Raw genomic sequence first — 22,400 nt, forward strand, 5'->3', positions numbered from 1 at the left:
AAACAATATAAAACTGTACTATATATACGTGTATATCTGTTATACATGCACCCTTTTTAGTTTTTCTCAGCAAACCAACCATTAATTTGCTGCATAATGTTCTCCATCGCTTGCATATTAGAGAATTTCGGTAATTCTACTAATAGCGCTTGTTTTGGCATGTTTACGTTTTGCCCTTTCTTTTGGAGAACAAATATACTTTTTGCATTTTTTTCATTCTTAAACATGGAAACAGGTAACTGTAGTAATCCTTGCACAAAACATGTTTCTTTAATAAATGCATGAAGCTTTGGTGCTTGGTCGCTTTCAAAAATAAAGTTTGGCACTAAGAAAAATAAATAACCGCCTTCTTTTATATGTTTGACACTTTGTTCGATAAAAAGATGATGTGCATAAGACATACCTTCGTCTGCTTTTAAGGTATATTCACTTGCACCGATTTCATTTGGATAATAGCCGATTGGTAAATCACACACAACTGCATCAACTGGATCAATATAAAGAGACGCTAGTCCATCTTGATTAAAGAACTCGACCGCCTGTTTTTGTAAATTTGCATTGACTAATGCAAGTTTAACAAGCAAGTCATCCACATCTACTCCAAAGCCACTCATCGTTGTACCTTCTAGGCAACCATTGAAGATTGTCGTTAATAAATTTCCCGTTCCAACTGCAGGATCTAGTACGGTTATTTCCTCTTGATCCTTCATAAATTTATGGAATAAATAACTCATAAACATCCCAACTGCATCAGGCGTCATTTCATGATTTGCTTGTACGCCTTCTTTCATCCCTTTTAAGATGGCAAGTTGAAACGCTTTGCGAATTTCTTCGCCTTTATAGTTTTCTTCATTAAACTTGCTATATTCACGCTCTAATCGTTCAATTGTTGGTTGTTCTAAGCCTTCTTGTAAAATTGTTCCTTCAAATAAATTATCACCTGTTTCTACAAGTGCTTCTAAATACGTTATATCTAATTCTTTACGTAAAATTACGGCAGAAGAATCAAAAATAGAAAATAATGTTTCTACTGTTGAACTCACGAAAATTCCTCCTTCAAACTAAAATACACATAACTTATATCATACCATATTCTTAATTCTTTTCATTCTTATTGAATCGACAATATATAAATACAAATAAAAAATCACTTTTTTTAGGTGGATGAGAGCATCTGGTCATGCATAGAAGCGGTTAGACCCCTTTCCTGCCACGTGCAATATGAAAACAAAGGTAGAAAACGAGTGCCGATCACTTTTTATTTTGCATAGCAGTGAATTATATGTAAAAAAATCAAAATGGATTTATATGTCGACGTTTCTACAATATACGGCATGAAATGTAGAGAATTTACTGTCAAAAAAAACGACCCCTTGATAAGAGGTCGCCTTGTGTTACCTACATTATTTTGCAGCTTTTGCTGCTTCTAATGCTGCTTCGTAATTTGGATGGCTTGTTCCTTCGCTTACGTATTCTACGTAAACAACTTTGTCATTGCTATCTACTACGAATACTGCACGTGCAAGTAAACGAAGTTCTTTCATTACAACACCGTATGCCTCACCAAAAGAAAGGTCGCGGTGATCAGAAAGCGTTACAACGTTTTCTAAACCGTTAGCTGCACACCAGCGCTTTTGAGCAAATGGTAAATCAACGCTAATTGTTAATACTTTTGCGTTTTCAATGCTAGCTGCATCTTCGTTGAAACGACGAGTTTGTGCATCACATACACCTGTATCAATAGATGGTACAACACTAATCAATTTTACTGCGCCTTTATATGTTTCTAAAGTTACCGGAGATAAATCATTCGCTAACACTTGGAAGTTTGGTGCTTGGTCGCCTACTTTAACTTCTGTGCCAACTAAAGTGATTGGGTTTCCTTTAAACGTTACGTTTGCCATTTGAAAATCCTCCCTTTTCTAAAAAACAAAATATGTACAGTGTTAATGATAGTCATAATGCCCTTAAAATACAAATGAAACTAACTCAATTTATATAATTTTTTCAACAAAAAAGCCTATTTTAATTTACCCATATTCCCTGTCCTGGCTTTATTATTGCTCCTGTTGTTGTAAAAGCGCCTGTATATCTTCCACACTAATTGTATATTTCCGTTCTTCCATTCGCTCTTCTATTGGCAAGGTAGCGATACGATAATCTAAATTTTTCATTGCCTGTTCAATAATCTTACGAGCCAAACCTGCATTCCCATATGTTTTATCGCGATTTTCATACAGATAAGTAAAATATTCAACAAGCATGTGTCTTGCTTCGGCTGACATACTATACAGCTTTTTAGCCATATAATAATTTGCAATTTGAATCATTTCTTCTGGTGTATAATCTTCAAATACAAGGCGGCGATCAAAGCGACGACGAAGGCCTTTATTGCTATCAAGAAACTCTTCCATCTCATCTTCATATCCAGCAACTAATACGATAAACTCTCCGCGTTTATCTTCCATTTGTTTTAGCAATAATTCCACAGCTATATGTCCAGAATCATTGCTCCCCTTATTCGTCAGTGTATATGCCTCATCAATAAACAGTGTGCCTCCCATTGCTTTTTGTAATACACTCGCTGTTTTCTCTTCCGTTCCCCCTTGGTATTTATCAACCAATTCTTTTCGATCTACTTCCACACAATCTCCGCGCTCTAAAATTCCTAATGCCTCATACACCTTTGCAATAATTCGCGCAACCTCTGTTTTTCCTGTTCCTGGATTACCAATTAATGAAATATGCATGGAAAGTTCTCTTATATCCTTACCTTCTTCTCGATAATAAGAAACAAGCTGGATTAATCTTTCAATTTCTTTTTTCACCTTTGTTAAACCGATTAAACTATTCAAACGGTCCATTTGTTCTTGTAGTAATTTCTCATTAATTGGAACAGCCACTTTTCTTGCGCCTCTTTGTTGGAATGCTTTTTCAACATCCTCCAAACGAATTGTCGTCAATACTTCTTTGTTCTTCCATTCACTTCTTGGTAATGTACTAATTCGGTTTGCTTGCAATGTAATCCATTTATCTACTTGTTCCCGAACCATACGTGCGTTTCCAAAATGTTCATCCCGCTTTCTATACAGCCATACAAATTGTTCATATACATAATTTTCCGCTTCCTCTGTTAAGCGGTACTTCTTATCATCTAACAAGCGATTTCCAATTTCCATCAATTCATCTGGTGTATAATCTTCGAATTTCATATAAGATACAAAACGGCTTTTCAAACCTGGATTAGAAGCAATAAATCGGTCCATTTCTTTCTCATAACCAGCAACGATACATAAAAATTCTCCGCGATGATTTTCAAGAGCTGCCAATAAAACTTCAATAACTTGTCTCCCAAAATCACGTGCACCATCTTCAATACTCAACGAATATGCTTCATCAATAAACAAAACCCCGCCCATCGCTTCATCAATACGCTGTTTTGTTTTCTCTTCTGAATGACCAATATACGCTCCGACCAAGTCTTCACGCTTTACTTCAACAACATGCCCTTTTTCAAGCAATCCAAGTGATTTATATACTTTCCCTAGCAAACGAGCAATCGTTGTTTTTCCTGTCCCTGGATTCCCATAAAAAACGGTATGTTTTGGTTTAATATCTCCCCCGGAGTCAAGACCTGCTTCTTTTCGATAACGAGTAATTTCTACAAGGTTAATTAAGTGTTTAATTTGTTCCTTAATACTATTCATTCCAACAAAACGTTCTAACTCCGTCATTATATCGTTCGATTCTATAATTTCCTGCTGTTCTTGTACCTCTTCTACATCCTGTTTTTCTTCTTTTGATTCTTCAGTGGATTGTACTTTCTGACGCGTTACCTCTACATACGTTTTACAACTTTCTAATGTAGCTGAACGATCATCGGTAATTTGATAAGCCGTTTTTTCTATATCAAAACACTTGATATCCTTTAAAGTAATTTGACTTTCAGAAGCAATCTTAACGCCCATAAAAGCATCATAAATGTTACACTTTTGAACAGTACCTTTTACATGTGAATTGATTTCAATTGCTGGTGATTCATCTACTTGAGACATTTCACATTGTTCTATCCAAAATTCACTTTCTTTTCCCACTAAAAATATTGGATTCTTACAATGATCAAAACTACTTTTCTTTACATCAAATTGACTTTCTTCACTATATATCATTGGATATTCAAATTGAGAAATACTCCCATTTATAAAAACAACATTACTATTATTTTTAATATTAAGTGCATTCCCACCACAATTTTTAATTTGAATTTTCTCGATTGCAGCTTGTCCCTGATTTAGCCAGACAGCTGTTTCTCGACAATCATATATATCACACTCTATTATTTTTGAGTTGCTACCACCTACGACTCCAACCCCTCTTAAAGAGTTATACATTTTATTTCGTTGGAGCAACACTTCGCTTTCCTCATAAATTTCTACGCAATCTTCATTGAAATCTGATATATTACAATCTTCAATGGAAACAACGCTATTCTTATTAATATTTACAGCCGTATATTGTCCTTTATACAATTCACTCTTTGTAAGTGTTAGATAACTCTCCTCTATCCCAATCATTGAATAGTTATCACTAGAAAAATTAAATATTTCACATCCCTCTATTGTCAACTGACTGTTTTCTATAAAATAAAAAGCATTATTATTCCCTTCATATAATTTACAATTTATCAATTTAAGATTACTTTGTACCCCTTGAATCATTGCATAGGATTCATTTTGAAATTGACAGACTTCACATTCTTCCATAATGCAACCACTGTTATTTTCTAAATAGATTGCATCTCTAGTACCCTTATAAATTTTACATTTTTTAAACTCCGGAATACCTTGGTTAACATATATAGTAGAATATTTTTCATTTAAAAATTGATATATTTCACATTCTTCAAAAAGGCCGCCGCCATTTTGATAAAATGATATTCCGTTCGCTTCGCCATCATGAAATTTACACCTTCTAAACATTGGTCTACCAGTAACTACCGCTACAATTTGCTTTTTAAAATTAAACGCTTCACACTCTTCAATAAAAGGTCGACTTTCTTCTTGAATATAAAAAGCAGATGATTCTCCATCATACATTTTACAAAATCTAATGCTAGGATCTGACCTCACAATTTGAAAGGCGTGGCCTTCTGTTTTATAAATTTCACAATTTTCTATTACCGCTTTACTTCCTTCACTTATATAATAAGCATTATTTGCAGTATAACTAATTTTACATTTCTTCCATGTAGGTTGACTCGTTTCTATCCAAATCGCTGGATATTCTTCACCTAATAAATTAAATATTTCACATTCCTCAATTAATCCTGCACTCTGCTCTTTAAAAGTTACTGCATTTGTGTTCCCATCAAACATTTTGCAACCCTTCATAGCTGGCTGACTCTCACGAATATATATCATTGTATTTTTAAACTTGAATATCTCACAATTTTCTATTATCGGTTTACTTCCCTTTTCTATGTAGATAGCATGATTTTGTCCATCATGTATTTTACACTTCTTTATGGTAGGAGCACTATTAGATATATACAGAATGACACCTTGTATATCAAACAAGTCACAGTTTTCTATAAATGGGTTACCATTATTTTTCATAAAAACAGCATCGCTCGCACTATTATAAATGCGGCAATTTTTTATAATCGGATTACTATTACTGATAAATAAGGATGGATACTTTTCTCCCTTCATTCCATGTATTTCACAATCTTCTATTGTCCCTTGACTTCCCTCTCCAAAGTTGATTGCATTTGTATACCCACCAGTTATTTGACAGAATTGCATATACAATATCCCTTGTTGGTGCACCCATACACCTGAACCATTTTGGGGATAAATATCGCATTCTTGTATTTGTATTGTTCCAGAAGAACATTTTATTAAAGCTGTATCATCTTGTCCAAGCTGACGAATTTGAATTCCTTTTATAAATGTTTTGCTCCCATTCTCAATTAAAAAAGCTGTTTGAAACGTTTCAATTACAGTATCACTCTTATCACCTTCACTAATTATGTTAATATCTTTATCAATATGGATATTTTCTCGATACACACCAGGCTTTACTACTATTGTTGTACCTGGTGAAGCACCCTTTACGGCATCCGCAATTGTTTTATACCTTGAAAAAAAGGATTTTGAAACTGTAACTTCATTCATACACCGGACCTCCCCTTCCACAATAATCCATATTTTACATTATACATAAATATAAAATTGAAAAGAATTAATTTTCTGAATTTAAAAAAAGTTCTGTTCTATTCTATAAGGGGTCTTACTGCCCGCAAATAGCGGGATAAATCTAAAGAAGATGATTTCTGTTAATACAGAAATCATCTTCTTCATGTGGCATCATTTTTTAACGCCCTTTACAAAAGGTACATTTCATTTTCTATATTTCATACTCTGGCTGTTCATCCTTTTGTTTGTTTATCATTTCTTTCACTTTATCAACTGCCTGCGGTGCTAATTCCATTATTTTATCAAGTATATGCGTCTGTTTATCTAAATGAAGTACTTTCACACCTTCACTATTTACAATAAGAAACGCAACCGGGTTAATGGAAACACCGCCGCCGCTACCACCGCCAAATGGATGATGATTATTATTTTCAAGTTTCCCAAATTCACTACCACCTGCCGCAAAGCCAAAGCTTACTTTAGAAACTGTTAAGATAACACTTCCATCAGGTGACTGAATGGGATCACCAATGATTGTATTCACATCAATCATATGATTTAAATGCTGCATCGCTGTTGTCATTAATCCTTGAATTGGATGTTCCATATAATCCCCCCTATATTTTTTGCTGCATCGCATGATCTGTCGGAATAACTCCTTGCTTCTTCAAAAATATAAACAACCGAATTACTGCCTTAACTGCACGATATATGCGAAATGAAGCCGTTAATTCACAATGGGATGCCACAGTTTTCCCTTGAAAAATTGGAGTAATTTCAAGCTGCGGCGCACCAATAATTTCTACATATTGACCGGCAGCGCCAACAATGATTCCTTTTACCGACCATACATAACCTGTAATAACCCCAGTACTCGCTGCATCACCTGTTCCAATTTGCGAATACCATCTCCAATTATTGATTTTCACTTTTTGAAGAAAATCTTTAAACATAGTATGGATTTCTTGCAGCCTTTTTATAATCTCAGCTATACTGTCAAGCCATGCCACAAATTTATCCTCAGTTCCGCCTTCCTCTTCTGCTTTTTCAATTTTTTGCTCTGTTTTCCTTTGCTGCTTTTCAATCCGTTCTAGCACATCAAACGTATAATGAATTATCCATATTTTCACTTCAAGCAAACATTGTTTTTCTGTTTCTGTATATAACAAACTAATTTTTAGCGATAATTTCGATAATAAAATAAGTAAGACCAACAAAATAAGTATTCCAATTCCAATCACAAGCCACTTCATCGTACCATCCTTTCATTCCGTATTCATTATCGACACGGCAAAAAAAAAATAAACAAAATTGAAAATATAGATTTTTCTAAAAACAGGAGGATTTTTCATATTTTTATCGAAATATACTATTTGAACATATTATTTACTGCATGGAGGAATACAAAATGGAAAATCGTCGCAATTTATTTTTCTTTTACGGTGATGATAAAGCAACACTTATCGAAAAAATGAAACCAGTATACGACATTTTAAAAGAAAACGGATTTACAATATTAGACCATCCACAGCACGCAAATGCTATTGTTAGTGTTGGCGACGATGGTACATTTTTACAGGCTGTTAACAAAACAGGATTTCGTGAGGATTGTTTATACGCAGGGGTTTCGGCAACAGATGATATTTCCTTTTACTGTGACTTCCACATCGACCACGTGGATAGCGCCCTTCAAGAAATCACAAAAAATGAAATTGAAGTAAGAAGATATCCAACAATTCAAGTAACTGTCGATCATGACACATCTTTTCATTGCCTAAATGAATTCTCACTGCGCTCTAGCGTGATTAAAACATTTGTGTTAGATGTGTACATCGATGATTTATATTTTGAAACATTCAGAGGGGATGGCTTAGTCGTTTCTACCCCAACAGGAAGCACTGCATATAATAAATCACTAAGCGGAGCTGTCGTGGATCCATTAATTCCATGTTTCCAAGTAAGTGAGCTTGCTTCTTTAAATAACAATACGTACCGGACCCTTGGTTCTCCATTCATCTTAAGCAACGATCGTACGCTAACATTAAAATTAACTCATAATGACAAAGATTATCCTGTCATGGGTATGGATAACGAAGCACTTAGCATTAAACAAGTGGAAAAAGCAGTTGTACGTTTAAGCGATAAGCAAATCAAAACAGTGAAACTAAAAAACAATTCGTTCTGGGAAAAAGTACAAAGAACATTTTTATAAAGTGAAACTTCCTTTTGGAGTGTTCTTCTCCAAAAGGTTAGTTGAACCAATTGGGCTTTTACGGACAGTTTTCTTCCCTGCTCTTCTCCAGCCTTTACTGCCCACAAATAGCGGGATAAGAAATAAAGGCGGCATGTGCCGCCTTTATTTCTTGTATACAACTTCACCATCCACAACTGTCATCATAACGTTTATCTCTTTTATTTCCTCTTCCTGCACATGAAATATATCTCTATCTAATATAGTAAAATCCGCCTCATACCCCGCTGCAATTTTCCCGCAGCTCTCTTCTTTTCCAATCGCATATGCACTTCCTGTTGTGAACAGTGAAACAGCTTCAAATACTGTTAACCTTTCTTCCGGCACGTAACAGTTTTCATCCACAAAGCTCTTTCTTGTTACGGCGCTGTATATACCTAAAAGCGGGTTAACCTGCTCGATTGGTGCATCCGAACCACCTGCGCAGTGCAAATCAGCAGAAAGAAGTGTTTTCCATGCATATGCATATCGAAGCCTTCGCTCCCCTAGCTTTTCAATAACAGATGGAAAGTCAGAAGAAACGAAGACAGGTTGAATATCTAAAATTGCCGGGAGCTTCTTCATGCGCCGGATTAATTCCTCACGCACAAGCTGACAGTGAATAATCCGATCACGCTGCCCTGCTTTTGGCGGATGCATTTCAAGCGCATCAATTACATATTCAAGCGATAAATCACCAATTGTATGAATTGCGACGGGCATATGGAATTCTCTTGCTCGTTTTACGAGTTCCGCAAGTTCTTCATGAGAAAAAATAGCAACGCCATTCGTTTCCGTTGCATCTTCATATGGTTCACTAAGCAGCGCTGTTCGTCCGCCAAAGGAACCGTCTGAAAAAATTTTCATTGCCCCAAACTCAATATAATGTGTATTCTCATATTGCTCACGTTCGTGCGCTACTTCATGATGAACAAGAAGATGTGCTTTAAACGGCAAATTTCGAATCACTTCCGTAAAGGCATTGTACGTTTTTTGAAAACCACCATAGTAGTTTAAGTCTTCTGTATGACCGCCAATTAGTCCATATTCCCAACAATCTTGAATTGCTGTTTGCAGCGCCTTCGTTAAATAAGCTGCATCGATTTCCGGTAGAATAGGGGCGATTAAATCTTGCGCTTGTTCATACAATAAGCCTGTGAATTCACCATGTTGATCGCGTCCAATTTTTCCGCCTTTTGGGTCTTTTCTACCTTGCATAATTTCAGCTTTCTCAAAAATATAAGAGTTCACCAACGTTACATGACGGCAAACGCGTTTTAATAAAATAGGATGATGGCGTGACAAATCATCTAGATCCCGTTTATGTACATCTTTTCGGTCTGTAAAATTATTTTCATTCCAGCCCTCGCCAATAATCCATTCTCCTTGCTTCGTTGTTTTCACTCGCTCAGCAACAAGGCTTAATACTTCCTGATAAGATGTGCATGCTGATAAATCTAAGCGAAGTAATCGCTCTCCGTGTCCAATAAGATGCATATGGCTATCGACAAAACCAGGAAGCATTGTTTTTTCTTCTAAATCAACGAACTGCTTCGGATGATAACGAGCTTCTAACTCTTCTTTCGCTCCAACCTCAACAATTGTACCGTTTTCTACATAAACCGCTTCTACGACTCCTCCTTCTTCTTCCATCGTATAAATTTTTCCGCCGTGCCAAAGTTCTCCCATTTTCTTTCCCCCTAAACTTTAACCTTATAACAACCTAATTATCTTAATTTTCTTATAACACTATTATAAAACAACCCCTCCCATTAAACAAAAAAAACCCAATTCTATCCGGATAGAATTGGGCAGAGTGAAATTTACAACATTACTTTGAAGCCAATTCCATTTCACGTTTTCGCAGCTCCACGCGGCGAATTTTACCGGAAATCGTTTTTGGCAGTTCTTTTACAAATTCAATTTTACGCGGGTATTTATAAGGCGCCGTTAATTCTTTCACATGCTCTTGCAAGAGCAGAATTAACGTACTGTCTTGCTCATCGATATTTTCTTTTAACACGATAAAGGCTTTTACGATGCTTCCTCGTATTTCATCTGGACTTGCCACAACCGCACATTCTCTGACGTATGGATGTTTAACAAGTGCGTCCTCCACCTCAAACGGTCCAATTGTGTAGCCCGAGCTAATAATAATATCGTCGCCTCGCCCTTCAAACCAGAAGTAGCCATCTTCATCTTTTTTCGCTTGATCACCTGTAATGTAATACTCACCGCGAAATTGCATAGCCGTGCGCTCCGAGTCTTTATAGTACTGTTTAAATAATGCTGGTGTTTTCACGTGCACTGCAATATCTCCTACTTCTCCTGGAAGAACTGGCTGACCATCTTCATCCACAATATCAACTTGATTGCCTGGCGTCGGTTTCCCCATGGAACCAGGTTTTATTTCCATTCCTTTTAATACGCCAACAAGTAATGTATTTTCTGTTTGACCATATCCATCACGAACCGTTACATGAAAATAATTTCGAAATGTATCAATAACCTCTCTGTTCAATGGCTCTCCTGCTGAAACCGCACTATGCAAGGAAGAGAGGTCATATCGCTGTAAGTTCTCCACTTTCGCCATTAAACGATATTCGGTCGGTGTGCAGCACAGTACATTTACTTTATTATCACTTAATAATTCTAAATATGTTTCTGGATCAAATTTCCCGTGATACACAAATCCTGTTGCACCTGAACCGAGCGTTGCAAGAAATGGACTCCACACCCACTTTTGCCATCCTGGACTTGCTGTTGCCCATACAACGTCATTCTCTTCAATTGCTAACCAATTTGCAGCGCTCGTACGAAGATGAGCATATGCCCAAGCATGGGTATGTACAACGCCCTTTGGATTACCCGTCGTTCCAGATGTATACGATAAGAAAACCATATCATCACACTTTGTCTCTGCCATTTCTAATACAGCACTCTCTGCTTTAAGCGCTTCCCCTATATTGTTCCAGCCTTCTAACGGTTTTTCGCTTAATACAAATTTATGAAGGGAATGCACTGCTTCGATTCCGTCGAATTGTCCTACATACGGTTCATAACTCACAATCGCTTTTACCTCTCCGTGCTCGATTCGGTATTCAATATCTTTTTTTCGCAGCATTTCTGAACTTGGAATGACAACAAATCCCACTTTAATTGCAGCAATATACGTCATATATGTTTCAATGAGACGCGGCATCATAATAAGAAGCTTGTCCCCTTTTTGCAGGCCACTTTTTATAAAAGCGCTTCCAATTTTATTCGCTCCTTCTAACAATTCCCCATATGTAACTTCCCTTTTATTCCCTTGATCATCTTGCCAAATAAGCGCAAGCCTATTTGGCTCACATGCATAACGCTCCATCTCTTCGACTAAATTATACATCGGCGGCGCTAATAGCTCTTCCCGGTTCATACTCTTCCCCCTTTATTATGTCCATCCTCCTTTTAATAATAAAGAATTTTCTGTAAATTTAAAACTATCTTCTTTTGACAAATTGTTTTATATTTTGACCAGTTGGCTACAATAGTAGATGTTTTCTCTTATTTTTTGACATAAAACAACAAAAAGAAAGAGTGGGGAATCCCACTCTCTCTAAGCCATTGTATATAGTTGTTATCGTTGGAAACCGCCTAATTGTTGTTCAGCCATTGCAACTAAACGTTTTGTGATTTCACCACCAACAGATCCGTTAGCACGAGATGTTGAATCTGGTCCAAGTTGTACACCAAACTCTTGAGCGATTTCGTATTTCATTTGATCTAAAGCAGCTTGCGCACCAGCAACTGCTAATTTATTTGTGTTTGCCATATGGTATCACCTCCTTGTGAGTATAGAGTGTGATAAACCATACAGCTTCATACATATCTTTTAATGGTAATTTATGGTTTTAAAATAAATCTTCGAATTTTTCTTCTTCTGCTACTTCTACTGTTTGCAATACCATCTTTTCTGTATTTGCAACAGCGGATTCAATAAGCGGTGTAAAATCATAGTATGATTCAAATTTATTCGCTTTTTCACGCTTCGGTTTTGTTGTCGGACTTGCTGGCGTAAAGACTGTACAGCAATCTTCATACGGACGAATTGAAATGTCATACGTACCGATTTCGTTTGCAATTTTAATAATTTCTAGCTTATCCATCGCAATAAGCGGACGGATAATTGGATAATTTGTCACTTCGTTAATCGTATGCATACTATCTAACGTTTGACTCGCTACTTGGCCAAGACTTTCACCTGTTGCAAGAGCAAGCGCGTTACGCTCTTCTGCAATACGCTCTGCAATACGCATCATCATACGGCGCATAATTGTCATTGAATAGCTAGATGGAATTTCTTTATTAATTGTTTTTTGAACTTCTGTAAACGGTACAAGATGAAGTGTCACACGTTTACAATACTTCGTTAGCTCCTGTGTTAAGTCAATTACTTTCTGCTTTGCACGCTCACTTGTAAATGGAGGGCTATGAAAATGAATCGCTTCCACAGCTACGCCGCGCTTCATTGTTAAGTAAGCTGCAACTGGGCTATCAATACCACCAGAAAGAAGAAGCATTACTTTTCCGCCAACACCAACTGGAAGACCGCCAGCTCCCATGCGCTCATCACACATAATATAGCTATAACCGCTTCGAATTTCAACGCGGATATTTACATCTGGATTATGAACATCTACTGTAATATCCTCTGTATTTTGTAAAATATACCCGCCGATTTCTGGAAGAAGCTCCATCGTTTGCATCGGGAAGTGTTTGTAAGAACGGTGAACTGTAATTTTAAATGTTTTTACATCACGCTTTACTTGTAGAAAAGCAGCAAGTGCACCTTTTTTAATTTCTTCTAAATCTGTTGGTACTTTCATTGCTAAGTTAAACTTGTGAATCCCAAACACATCTTGTAATTTTTCAGCAACCGCTTCATGATCTTCACCATTTAATTGAATATACATGCGGTCATGCGTCGCATCAATTTTTAAGTTTGTAAATTTCTTCAACTTATGTTTCACATTATCTTTTAACGTGCTCACAAACTTAGAACGATTCTTTCCTTTTGTTGTCATTTCGCCGTAGCGAACTAAAATATATTCGTATGTCATCATCTTTCCTTACCTCATCACTTCATATAATTTTGGCAATGTTTCTTTTATAATTCCTTCAAATTGTTTTACTTCTTCCAGCGTATTTTCCGCAGTTAAACTGATACGAATCGCACTTTCTGCTACTGTATGCGGCAAACCCATCGCTAGTAAAACGCGGCTTACTTCGTTTGCTCTTGACGAACAAGCAGACTTTGTTGACACATACACACCACGTTCTTCCAAAGCATGCACAACAACTTCTGGCTTTAATCCCACAAATGATACGTTTAAAATATGTGGTGCCGTATGTTCTTTCGGTGTATTAATTGTAACATCCTTCATGCCCTTAAACATACGAATGAGTTCTTCTTTTAACGTTCGAAGATGCCTCATATTTTCTGACTGTTTTTCTAAAGTCATTCGCAAAGCTTTTATCATCGCAACAATTCCTGGCAAGTTTTCTGTACCAGAACGGTAACGCAATTCTTGTCCACCACCTGATAAAACCGGGTCGAGCCTTACACCATCACGAACATATAGAAGTCCTGTTCCTTTTACACTATGGAACTTATGTCCCGAAATCGTGCAAAGGTCAATATGATTTTCATACAAATCAAGCGGTACCTTTCCAATTCCTTGCACATGATCGACATGAAATCGTACTTTCGGATAGTTCGCTAACAACTTCCCAACTTCACCAACAGGCTGAATCGCTCCTGTTTCGTTATTGACGTGAATCATGGAAACAAGAATGGTATCATCTCGAAGAGCACGTTTTACATCTTCTACTGATACAACACCATTTTCATTTACCGGCAAATATGTAACGTCAAAACCAAGATTTTCCAGTTGTTTATATGCTTCAAACACAGAAGCGTGTTCAATGTTTGTTGTAATCATATGCTTACCACGGGAGCGATTTTTCATCGCAATCCCCTTAATTGCAAGGTTATTTCCTTCTGTTCCTCCAGACGTAAAGACAATTTCTGAAGGCTTTACACGAAGAAGCTGAGCTGCAATCATACGTGATTGCGTTAATAAATGCTCTGATTCTCCTCCAAGGGAATGAATAGAAGAAGGATTTCCAAAATATTTTCCTGCAACTGTCACATAGGATTGCAAGGCTTCCGGGTACGGCTTTGTCGTCGCACTATTATCAAAGTAAATCATCGTTATTCCCCTTTCACCGATATCGAAATCCCATAAAGTGAAACTTCCTTGCTTTACGAGAAAGATCCTCGTAGCGGGATAATCATATCATAAATTCATGTATTTCCGCTAAGCTTGCTCATAGTTTCCGTTATTAAAGCGGAAGTATGTCTACTTTTAACGAAAAAACGTCCCATATTCCGCTATTCATTATAGCAATATTACATGATAATGCATATAAAAGTTATTTGAACAAAAACAAACCCCTTAAGCAATTAAGGAGTTTGTTCTAAGTCAACAAATTCAGCAATCTTTTGGACAATACCTGGTTCAATTTGCTCTAATACAGAAGCTGCTTGTTCTAAAGCAGCATCATATTCATATTCACGGAATAATTGCTCTGCGTTATCTAAGCTTTTCGCCAACATTTCATCATCGCTGCGGTAACGATTACCATACTGAATTAATTTTTCTACTAAATATGCTTGTTCAATTAACTCTTGTGTTGCTTCGTAAACACCATTTACAATAGCTACCGTTTCTTCTAGTGTACGATTCACCGCACCCATATCAAGCGGCTTTAATTCTAGGTGCTCATACACACTTTGTATCGCATGTTGTCCATTTTGCAAGTCAGCCACAACATGATTTGGCAACCCAGGTAAATTCGACTTTTGCATCATGCGCTTTGCTTCCATCATCGTATGACGCATTTCCTTTAACGCCTCACGCGCTTCAAACTCATCTTTACGCATCGTTTGCAACATGTCTTTGTACTCAGCATGAAGTACTTTTAATGTTTCACATTGCTCATAAATTTCTTCTAACTCTTCTCTAATCACAGAAAATGCGATATCTTGCTCTGCAATACGAAGTTGCAACACTTCAAAACGCTTCATTAAGATGTGCATCTGTTTCTCAATCACTTTTTGAGATTCAATATCTTTTTCCTGTAATTGATAGCTTTGCTTCACAAATTGTGTTTCTGCTTTCGTTTCCAGCGCTTGCTCTCGAATTGTTTCTAAATCTTCGTACACAGTTACCGTCTGCTGTTCAACATAATGTTTGGCTCTTACTTCTAATTCTAATTGTTCATATAATGTATCAAGATGTCCTTTTAAGACTTCCACTTTTTCTTGTGCTTCCACTACGTGTAAAGATTCTAAATCGGCAAGGCATGTTTGCAGTTGTTTGTTCATCTCTCTTACTTCTTTGGGGATTTCTAAATGATTTAATACATAGCCTTGTTTTTTCATATCGTCGTGACCTTGTGATAAATCTTCTAATTGCACTGGTAATGTCGCTTGACATTCTACTAATAGCTCTGGTACTTCATGCACAATTACTTCCAAATGTGTTAGTCCTTCTTCTAAACTCGCCACAATTTCACGTGCTTTTAAGTAATCTCCATTTTGTGTTGCTTCTTCAAACGTTTGAAATTTCTTTGACTCTACATCAAGCAGCCCTTCAATCTTCTTCTCGGCTGAACCGAACATATGGCGATGAGCAAGCACACTTTTTTTCAAATTGCGATATGTATCACGCAACTGCTCAATTTCCAAATTGTTTTTTTCATAACTTTCCAACAATTCTTGTAGTTCATTTAAAATATCCATAATCCGATAATCTGCTTCATCTAAACTGCTTCTGGATTCATTAATTGTATGTTTTGCTTTTCGGAAGGAAAATTGCGCGGCAAATTTTTGAGCGCTTTCTAATTCTTTTTCTGCTTTCGGAAGAATATTAGCAACAATTTCATCCCATTCGTTGCGCCATTTTCCAAACAGCTCTTCTGTTTGTCCGGTCATCTTTAACTCTTTCACCCGTTTCAGTTCATCCGCTACAGGTTTATCCTTAATTTCTTTCTTCCATTGCTCTAGTGCTTCGATATCTTTATATAAACGATTTCTCATCACAAGCTCTACGATAAGGAAGAGCAAGATAGCACTCACGATGATGATAACGATCGTTAAGATTGAATCCATTCAAAAGCCTCCTATTTATCTGTTTTTTGTCCGTTCCGTTTTTTAAAATGGAAGGCGTTATGTAAGAAAAGGGAAATCCCCCATATTTAACAACTAGCAATGTATTAATCATACCATGTAATTATATGTTTTTGGCCTAGTTTTTCGAAAAATTTCATGAAAGAATTTACTACTTCCAAGTCGATCCCGTACACACCTCCAACCCAAAATTATAATTACGAAAAGTCTGTATTTTTTCAAAAACAATAACCACTATATAAGGATTTAAAAATGAGATACTCATTCATAAAAAGCAAATAAAAACAGCTTATTCCCATACATATTGGCAACAAGCTGTTTTACGTTTTTTTGTTTTCTTCATACATACGCCGCCCTCGGCAGAGGATATTGTAAATGCTCTGTACAAAGTGCTTGCTCCATCCACTTCTCTACTTCCCTCATATACATTTCGATAAAAAAGATTTCTGACGGAAAGGAATGTAGCACTTCTGATATATATTGCGGATATAAATACGGCATACTAATCATTCCCTTTAACTGCGTCATAAACATCGCGAATGATACATTTTGAAATTCTTTGTTTTCCTGCCCTTGTCTAATGAGTTGCTCTATATAGTATCTCTCTTTTGAAAAGTAAATCGTCATAATTTCGCGGATTAGCGTGCTATCTAACGAAAGTTCTCTGTAGAAAAAACGAGTAAGTTCTCTTCGCTCAAATTGATATTGTAAAATATTTCTCACCATCTGAAATAATACTTCTTTTGAAGACAAAAAATTCCGCTGTTCAAATGTCATTTCAATAGTGCGTAAGTAGCCCTCTAAAAAGTCTGACACCAACTGTTCCAGTAAGCCTTGTTTCCCGGCAAAATAATACGAGATATTTGCAACATTGACATCTGCTTGTTTCGCTATATCACGCACTGATGTACCATTATAGCCTTTCGCATAAAACAGTGAAATTGCCGCATCAATAATCTTCTGTCTCGCCTGTGTCACACACTCACTCCCTTTCATCCTGCTATTCGCGGGCAGTAAGACCCCCACTGATAGAAGTTTTACTTTATCGAACAGCTCCCTTTTAACAAGCAGAAAAGGCACAATTAATTGAACTTGATGTAAATTTCTTGACTTTTAAGACAAATTCCTTTAATTTTCTATCGACAAAGTCTTGCGAATTATAGCTTATTTTGCAATAACTTTACATTTACCTACAGAAAGGGCGGCGTTTCCATGTTTACAGCAGAAGGATATACAGGTACACGTGAAGAGCAATACAGGGCAGTAATTAAACAACTCGATGCTTTATTAACAGGTGAATCAAATGTAGTAGCTAACTTAGCAAATGCATCTGCTTTACTCAATGTGTTTTTACAAGATATTAACTGGGTAGGTTTTTATGTAACAGAAGGAAATCAGCTTGTACTTGGTCCATTTCAAGGATTACCAGCTTGTGTTCGCATTCCATTTGGCCGCGGTGTATGCGGCACAGCAGCAGAAACGAAAACAACACAACTTGTCGCTGATGTTCACAAGTTCCCTGGACATATCGCCTGCGATGCAGCCTCTAATTCAGAAATTGTTATACCGCTTATCAAAAACGATGAAGTCATCGGCGTACTAGACATCGATAGTCCAACTAAAGGGCGCTTCGATGAAATAGATCAAACATATTTAGAGAAATTTGTCGCAACTTTATTGAAACATATATAATGCAAAGGAGCTGACTTAGGGTCAGCTCTTTTTAGTGCGTTTGGAGCGTCGAACATCGTCGAAGGGTCTTTATATCGTGTCGAATCGCCGATATATTGGATAGACGGCATTTTTCTTACGATAAAGCTGTTTTTTCTTTTTGCAGTGCGTGCGCTAAGTCCCTTACAATATCTTCCCAGGACTCAAGCCCTGCAGATAAGCGTAATAAATTATCGGAAATCCCCATCTGCTCACGAACATGTTTTGGAATCACCGCATGTGTCATCGTTGCTGGATGCTGAATTAACGTTTCTGTATCACCAAGACTCACTGCAATTGCAATTAATTTTAAGTTGTCCATTACAGCTTGCGCTTCCATTTTTCCACCCTTTACTGTAAACGACAGCACACCACCTCCGCGCTTCATTTGTTTATTTGCAAGCATTCCTTCTGGATACCAAACATCTTCTACTAGTTCATGATTTCGAAGAAAGGCAGCAATTTTTTCGGCATTGTCAGAATGGCGATCCATTCGAACTGCTAATGTTTTTAAACCTCGTAAAAGTAACCATGCATCAAACGGTGCCATAATCCCGCCAACATCTTTACGAATAGGACGAATTTTTTCGGCAAGCTCCTTCGTTTTACAAATTGTAACACCGGCCACAACATCACCATGACCGCCAATATATTTTGTCGCACTGTGCAAGACGATATCACAACCTACTGTAAGTGGTCTTTGCAAGTACGGTGAACAAAATGTATTATCAACAATAACGAGCAGTCCATGCTGCTTTGCTACTTTAACGACAAGTTCTAAATCAATTAATTTCATCGTTGGATTAATCGGTGTTTCTACAAAAATGATTTTTGTATTCGGCCCAATACTACTTTTAATCTCCTCTTCTGTTTCCATTTCGCATAATGTATGCGTAATTGCAAATTTCTCTTCTAACACTTCTAAAAAGCCATACGTACAACCATATAAGCCATTCGAACAAATAATATGATCTCCCGCTTTTAAAAAGGCCAAAAGTGTTCCTGAAATAGCTGCCATACCGGAGCCAAACGCAAGTGCCGCTTCTCCTTCTTCTAATGCTGCCATTCTTTCCTCAAATAACTCAACTGTCGGATTGCCAAGTCTAGAATAAATATAAGCTGAATCATATCCAGCAAAGCTTTCTTCTCCTTGCTGCGCTGTTTCAAATGTATACGTAGATGTTTGGAATAGCGGCGGTGTTAAACTTCCTTTATGCTGTGCTGCATCATACCCATGATGAATTAACGTCGTTTCGATATGTTTCTTTTTCATACAAACATCCCCCTTATATCTCATCTTTTGAAAGCGTTTTCTTTCTGTTGCTATCCATTCCATGAGTGTTTATAAAATTCCTTCTTGCACTTTTCCAAAATTTAAATGTATAAAATGAAATTTGATGTTCTTGACTCCCTCCTAATAAGCAGATATAATAGCCTTTGTGTAAAATAAAAAGGCAGCCTTGTAATGTGAGTTTATTGTTTGTATTTTGTTCCTCACAATGAGGTGTATCGTGTAACTCCCTGCTGCTGGAGCGAGGATACATGAAAATGAAATACGCATAAATGTCAATTACGTCTGTTTTTATTTTACAAAAATAAAAACATTTTAAAGGAGGAGTCATTCATGGCTCGTTATACAGGTCCATCTTGGAAACTTTCTCGTCGTCTTGGAATCTCTCTAAGCGGCACAGGTAAAGAATTAGAAAAACGCCCTTACGCACCAGGTCCACACGGTCCTAACCAACGTAAGAAACTTTCTGAATACGGTTTACAATTACAAGAAAAACAAAAACTTCGTCACATGTACGGCATGACTGAGCGTCAATTCCGTCGCACATTTGACCAAGCTGGTAAAATGATGGGTAAACACGGTGAAAACTTCATGATCCTTCTTGAAGCTCGCCTTGACAACCTAGTTTACCGCATGGGCTTAGCTCGCACTCGTCGCGCTGCTCGTCAATTAGTAAACCACGGTCACATCATGGTAGATGGCGCTCGCGTAGATATCCCATCTTACCGCGTTAAACCAGGCCAAACTATCAGCGTTCGCGAAAAATCTCTAAACCTAGCTGTAGTTAAAGAAGCTATCGAAGTTAACAACTTCGTACCTGAGTACTTAACTTTCGATGCTGACAAATTAGAAGCTACTTTCACTCGCTTACCAGAGCGCGCTGAGTTAGCTGCTGAAATCAACGAAGCGTTAATCGTAGAGTTCTACTCTCGTTAATGACGAAAAGCCAATCCTTTTGGATTGGCTTTTTTCGTTGTATAAAAACATTTATCTCGAAGTTTCACTTTATTTCAGTTTTATATTCATCGTTTTATTCTCTGCTTGTTTCTCCACATAAACATGTTGTTCACTACATTTTTTTTGCAATTGACTTGTTTCGTTTTCTGCTAGCTGTCCTGCATTTAGCAGTGAAAAAATAATTAATGCTTCTAGTGACATATAGATAACTCCCTCTTTTCTATCACTTTTGATATTTACAGCATACATGTTTGTTATGAACTTGGAGTGAACATACGGAAAAGTTTTGAACAAAAATTCAACATGACATAATAATGAAATTTGTTATTTCACCTTTCTCATTTGTTTCAGAAAAAGTGATAAGCAAAAAAAATTGTATCATGCTCATTCATACTTATATGATATTTCAATTTAAATGTTTTCTAATTTAAACACACTCTTCACTCGCTGCCACATCTTTCATTTCTACACTAGACCAATCTAGCTTCAAATACCTATATCCAAATGCAGCAAATAATCCTAAAATATAAATGTAAAACCCAATCCATGGACCATAAACCCCTAATTTCCACACAAAGGTGAAAATAAAAGATATTGGAATAAACATGAACCATCCTAATAATAAGGCTACTTTCATTGTATAAGAATTATCACCAATACCTCTTAAACCACCAGCTAAAATTAATTGAAGTCCATCAAAAATAACGAACAATGAAGCAAAACGTAAAACTTCAGCAGTTAGTGAAAGTACTACTTCTTCTGTAGTAAATAATTTTGCTACATATTCCGCACCAAAAAAATAAATGATTGTAAATGGAACAATGAAGTAAAGTCCTACTTTCATTACATCAAATCCAATTTCTTTAGCAATGAGAGGTCTCCTTTTTCCAAGTTGTTGTCCAAGTAAAATTGTCGCTGTAATTCCAAATCCAATCCCTGGCAAATATGCGAGTGATATTACATTTAAAACAATTTCTGTAGCAGCTAATTCTATATCACCAACTCTAGAAATGAATATGGTAAAAACAAGCATTGCACCACTCATTCCTAGTTCTTCTAAGCCGATCTTTAATCCCTCTATATTAACTAGTTTAAACTCTCCTTCTTTAAAACTTATAAGCTTTCTTGTTGGAAATACATTATTTTCCCTAAAATAGCAAACTAGCAAACCTGTAACTTGAACAATTTCTGAAACAATAAACGCCCAACCTGCACCTAATACACCTAATTTAGGAAAGAATAAAAATCCATTTACCAACAATAGTGCTAATATTACATTTAAAGTATTACCTAAAATTGAAAAATACATTGGAGTCTTTGTATTTCCTATCCCTCTAAAAAATCCATTTAATACTACCCGAAACATGTTCAGTGTAAATGAAATAATTCTTAATCCTAAATAACCTACTCCAATCAATGCAATACTTTTTGAAACCCCCATAATTCCAAAAAACCATGAAGGCGCAAATAATGCGAATAATAAGAAAAAAGGAACTAGAGCTATAACAGAATATATTCCTGTATACGTGTATGTAACACATTTTTTTAAATCTCTAGCTCCATAAGATTGTGATACTAAAAAGTTTACAGCGAAGCCAATGCCACTAAATAGAGCAAACAAATTTAATATAACTACGTTTGTAATACCCACTGCAGCAATTGCTTCATAACCTAAGTGTCCAATAATGATAAGATTTACCACTCCCATTAAGTTAGTGGAACTCATCTCAATAATAGTTGGAATAGTCATTTTCAAAATTTTCTTATATCTATTCATGT

At 36.5% G+C, this 22,400-nt stretch carries 18 protein-coding genes; 3 read left to right on the forward strand and 15 right to left on the reverse strand.

Annotated features, from left to right (window positions below; genetic code table 11):
- Positions 1-56: 56 nt before the first annotated feature.
- The 5 genes from BM350_RS06030 to BM350_RS06050 all read right to left on the reverse strand — a co-directional run bounded on the left by BM350_RS06030 (position 57) and on the right by BM350_RS06050 (position 7,450).
- A complete protein-coding gene (locus tag BM350_RS06030) occupies positions 57-1,043 on the reverse strand; it encodes a class I SAM-dependent methyltransferase (protein WP_139207727.1) in 987 nt (328 codons plus the stop codon).
- A 360-nt stretch (positions 1,044-1,403) separates the two neighbouring features.
- A complete protein-coding gene (tpx, locus tag BM350_RS06035; protein ID WP_035435695.1) occupies positions 1,404-1,904 on the reverse strand; it encodes a thiol peroxidase in 501 nt (166 codons plus the stop codon).
- A 153-nt stretch (positions 1,905-2,057) separates the two neighbouring features.
- A complete protein-coding gene (locus BM350_RS06040; RefSeq protein WP_090918194.1) occupies positions 2,058-6,176 on the reverse strand; it encodes a right-handed parallel beta-helix repeat-containing protein in 4,119 nt (1,372 codons plus the stop codon).
- Positions 6,177-6,408: 232 nt separating this feature from the next.
- Positions 6,409-6,804, reverse strand: a complete 396-nt coding sequence (ytfJ, locus tag BM350_RS06045; protein WP_090918196.1) for a GerW family sporulation protein — start codon at positions 6,802-6,804, stop codon at positions 6,409-6,411.
- Positions 6,805-6,814: 10 nt separating this feature from the next.
- Complete coding sequence (locus tag BM350_RS06050) at positions 6,815-7,450, reverse strand: DUF2953 domain-containing protein (RefSeq protein WP_090918198.1); 636 nt, start codon at positions 7,448-7,450, stop codon at positions 6,815-6,817.
- A 155-nt stretch (positions 7,451-7,605) separates the two neighbouring features.
- On the opposite strand from BM350_RS06050, the gene BM350_RS06055 reads away from it, so the two are divergent.
- On the forward strand, positions 7,606-8,409 hold the full coding sequence (locus BM350_RS06055; RefSeq protein ID WP_090918200.1) for an NAD kinase: 804 nt from the start codon (positions 7,606-7,608) through the stop codon (positions 8,407-8,409).
- 144 nt (positions 8,410-8,553) lie between these two features.
- Here the strand turns inward: BM350_RS06055 and BM350_RS06060 are convergent, their stop codons facing one another.
- The 7 genes from BM350_RS06060 to refZ form a co-directional block, all read right to left on the reverse strand.
- Positions 8,554-10,116: an amidohydrolase gene (locus tag BM350_RS06060; RefSeq protein WP_090918202.1), complete on the reverse strand. Its 1,563-nt coding sequence runs from the start codon at positions 10,114-10,116 to the stop codon at positions 8,554-8,556.
- A 142-nt stretch (positions 10,117-10,258) separates the two neighbouring features.
- The gene (locus BM350_RS06065; protein WP_090918204.1) at positions 10,259-11,845 is read right to left on the reverse strand and encodes an acyl-CoA synthetase MbcS; all 1,587 of its coding nucleotides are present in this window, start codon (positions 11,843-11,845) and stop codon (positions 10,259-10,261) included.
- A 201-nt stretch (positions 11,846-12,046) separates the two neighbouring features.
- Positions 12,047-12,241, reverse strand: coding sequence for an alpha/beta-type small acid-soluble spore protein (locus BM350_RS06070; protein ID WP_090918206.1), 195 nt, complete (start codon positions 12,239-12,241; stop codon positions 12,047-12,049).
- 79 nt (positions 12,242-12,320) lie between these two features.
- Entirely contained in the window at positions 12,321-13,532 is a 1,212-nt protein-coding gene (gene thiI / locus BM350_RS06075; protein WP_090918208.1) for a tRNA uracil 4-sulfurtransferase ThiI, read from the reverse strand.
- Positions 13,533-13,538: 6 nt separating this feature from the next.
- Positions 13,539-14,681, reverse strand: a complete 1,143-nt coding sequence (locus BM350_RS06080) for a cysteine desulfurase family protein (RefSeq protein ID WP_090918210.1) — start codon at positions 14,679-14,681, stop codon at positions 13,539-13,541.
- A gap of 254 nt (positions 14,682-14,935) precedes the next feature.
- Positions 14,936-16,645, reverse strand: a complete 1,710-nt coding sequence (gene ezrA, locus BM350_RS06085; RefSeq protein ID WP_090918212.1) for a septation ring formation regulator EzrA — start codon at positions 16,643-16,645, stop codon at positions 14,936-14,938.
- Between the two features lie 357 nt (positions 16,646-17,002).
- Entirely contained in the window at positions 17,003-17,641 is a 639-nt protein-coding gene (gene refZ, locus BM350_RS06090; protein ID WP_090918214.1) for a forespore capture DNA-binding protein RefZ, read from the reverse strand.
- A 234-nt stretch (positions 17,642-17,875) separates the two neighbouring features.
- Here refZ and BM350_RS06095 point away from each other — a divergent pair, with 234 nt between their 5' ends.
- Positions 17,876-18,355 (forward strand): GAF domain-containing protein, encoded by a 480-nt coding sequence (locus BM350_RS06095; RefSeq protein WP_090918216.1) that lies wholly within the window; start codon positions 17,876-17,878, stop codon positions 18,353-18,355.
- Positions 18,356-18,470: 115 nt separating this feature from the next.
- Here the strand turns inward: BM350_RS06095 and megL are convergent, their stop codons facing one another.
- Positions 18,471-19,646 (reverse strand): methionine gamma-lyase, encoded by a 1,176-nt coding sequence (gene megL / locus BM350_RS06100; protein WP_090918218.1) that lies wholly within the window; start codon positions 19,644-19,646, stop codon positions 18,471-18,473.
- A gap of 351 nt (positions 19,647-19,997) precedes the next feature.
- Here megL and rpsD point away from each other — a divergent pair, with 351 nt between their 5' ends.
- Positions 19,998-20,600 (forward strand): 30S ribosomal protein S4, encoded by a 603-nt coding sequence (rpsD, locus tag BM350_RS06110; RefSeq protein ID WP_090918220.1) that lies wholly within the window; start codon positions 19,998-20,000, stop codon positions 20,598-20,600.
- A 69-nt stretch (positions 20,601-20,669) separates the two neighbouring features.
- Here rpsD and BM350_RS06115 read toward each other — a convergent pair whose 3' ends face one another.
- Together BM350_RS06115 and BM350_RS06120 are read right to left on the reverse strand one after the other, a co-directional pair.
- Positions 20,670-20,822: a transporter gene (locus BM350_RS06115; protein WP_090918221.1), complete on the reverse strand. Its 153-nt coding sequence runs from the start codon at positions 20,820-20,822 to the stop codon at positions 20,670-20,672.
- Positions 20,823-21,048: 226 nt separating this feature from the next.
- Entirely contained in the window at positions 21,049-22,398 is a 1,350-nt protein-coding gene (locus tag BM350_RS06120; protein WP_090918223.1) for an MATE family efflux transporter, read from the reverse strand.
- Between the last annotated feature and the right edge of the window lie 2 nt (positions 22,399-22,400).

This window comes from Bacillus sp. 103mf, assembly GCF_900116295.1.
Taxonomy (GTDB): domain Bacteria; phylum Bacillota; class Bacilli; order Bacillales; family Bacillaceae_G; genus Bacillus_A; species Bacillus_A bruguierae.

Bases quoted from the DNA above. Each gene is read 5' to 3' on its own strand.
- BM350_RS06055 (WP_090918200.1), top strand. From the start codon at position 7,606: ATGGAAAATCGTCGCAATTTATTTTTCTTTTACGGTGATGATAAAGCA.
- BM350_RS06065 (WP_090918204.1), bottom strand. From the start codon at position 11,845: ATGAACCGGGAAGAGCTATTAGCGCCGCCGATGTATAATTTAGTCGAA.
- BM350_RS06070 (WP_090918206.1), bottom strand. From the start codon at position 12,241: ATGGCAAACACAAATAAATTAGCAGTTGCTGGTGCGCAAGCTGCTTTA.
- megL (WP_090918218.1), bottom strand. From the start codon at position 19,646: ATGAAAAAGAAACATATCGAAACGACGTTAATTCATCATGGGTATGAT.
- ytfJ (WP_090918196.1), bottom strand. From the start codon at position 6,804: ATGGAACATCCAATTCAAGGATTAATGACAACAGCGATGCAGCATTTA.
- BM350_RS06080 (WP_090918210.1), bottom strand. From the start codon at position 14,681: ATGATTTACTTTGATAATAGTGCGACGACAAAGCCGTACCCGGAAGCC.
- rpsD (WP_090918220.1), top strand. From the start codon at position 19,998: ATGGCTCGTTATACAGGTCCATCTTGGAAACTTTCTCGTCGTCTTGGA.
- BM350_RS06050 (WP_090918198.1), bottom strand. From the start codon at position 7,450: ATGAAGTGGCTTGTGATTGGAATTGGAATACTTATTTTGTTGGTCTTA.
- BM350_RS06115 (WP_090918221.1), bottom strand. From the start codon at position 20,822: ATGTCACTAGAAGCATTAATTATTTTTTCACTGCTAAATGCAGGACAG.
- BM350_RS06095 (WP_090918216.1), top strand. From the start codon at position 17,876: ATGTTTACAGCAGAAGGATATACAGGTACACGTGAAGAGCAATACAGG.
- BM350_RS06120 (WP_090918223.1), bottom strand. From the start codon at position 22,398: ATGAATAGATATAAGAAAATTTTGAAAATGACTATTCCAACTATTATT.
- thiI (WP_090918208.1), bottom strand. From the start codon at position 13,532: ATGATGACATACGAATATATTTTAGTTCGCTACGGCGAAATGACAACA.
- tpx (WP_035435695.1), bottom strand. From the start codon at position 1,904: ATGGCAAACGTAACGTTTAAAGGAAACCCAATCACTTTAGTTGGCACA.
- ezrA (WP_090918212.1), bottom strand. From the start codon at position 16,645: ATGGATTCAATCTTAACGATCGTTATCATCATCGTGAGTGCTATCTTG.
- BM350_RS06060 (WP_090918202.1), bottom strand. From the start codon at position 10,116: ATGGGAGAACTTTGGCACGGCGGAAAAATTTATACGATGGAAGAAGAA.
- BM350_RS06040 (WP_090918194.1), bottom strand. From the start codon at position 6,176: ATGAATGAAGTTACAGTTTCAAAATCCTTTTTTTCAAGGTATAAAACA.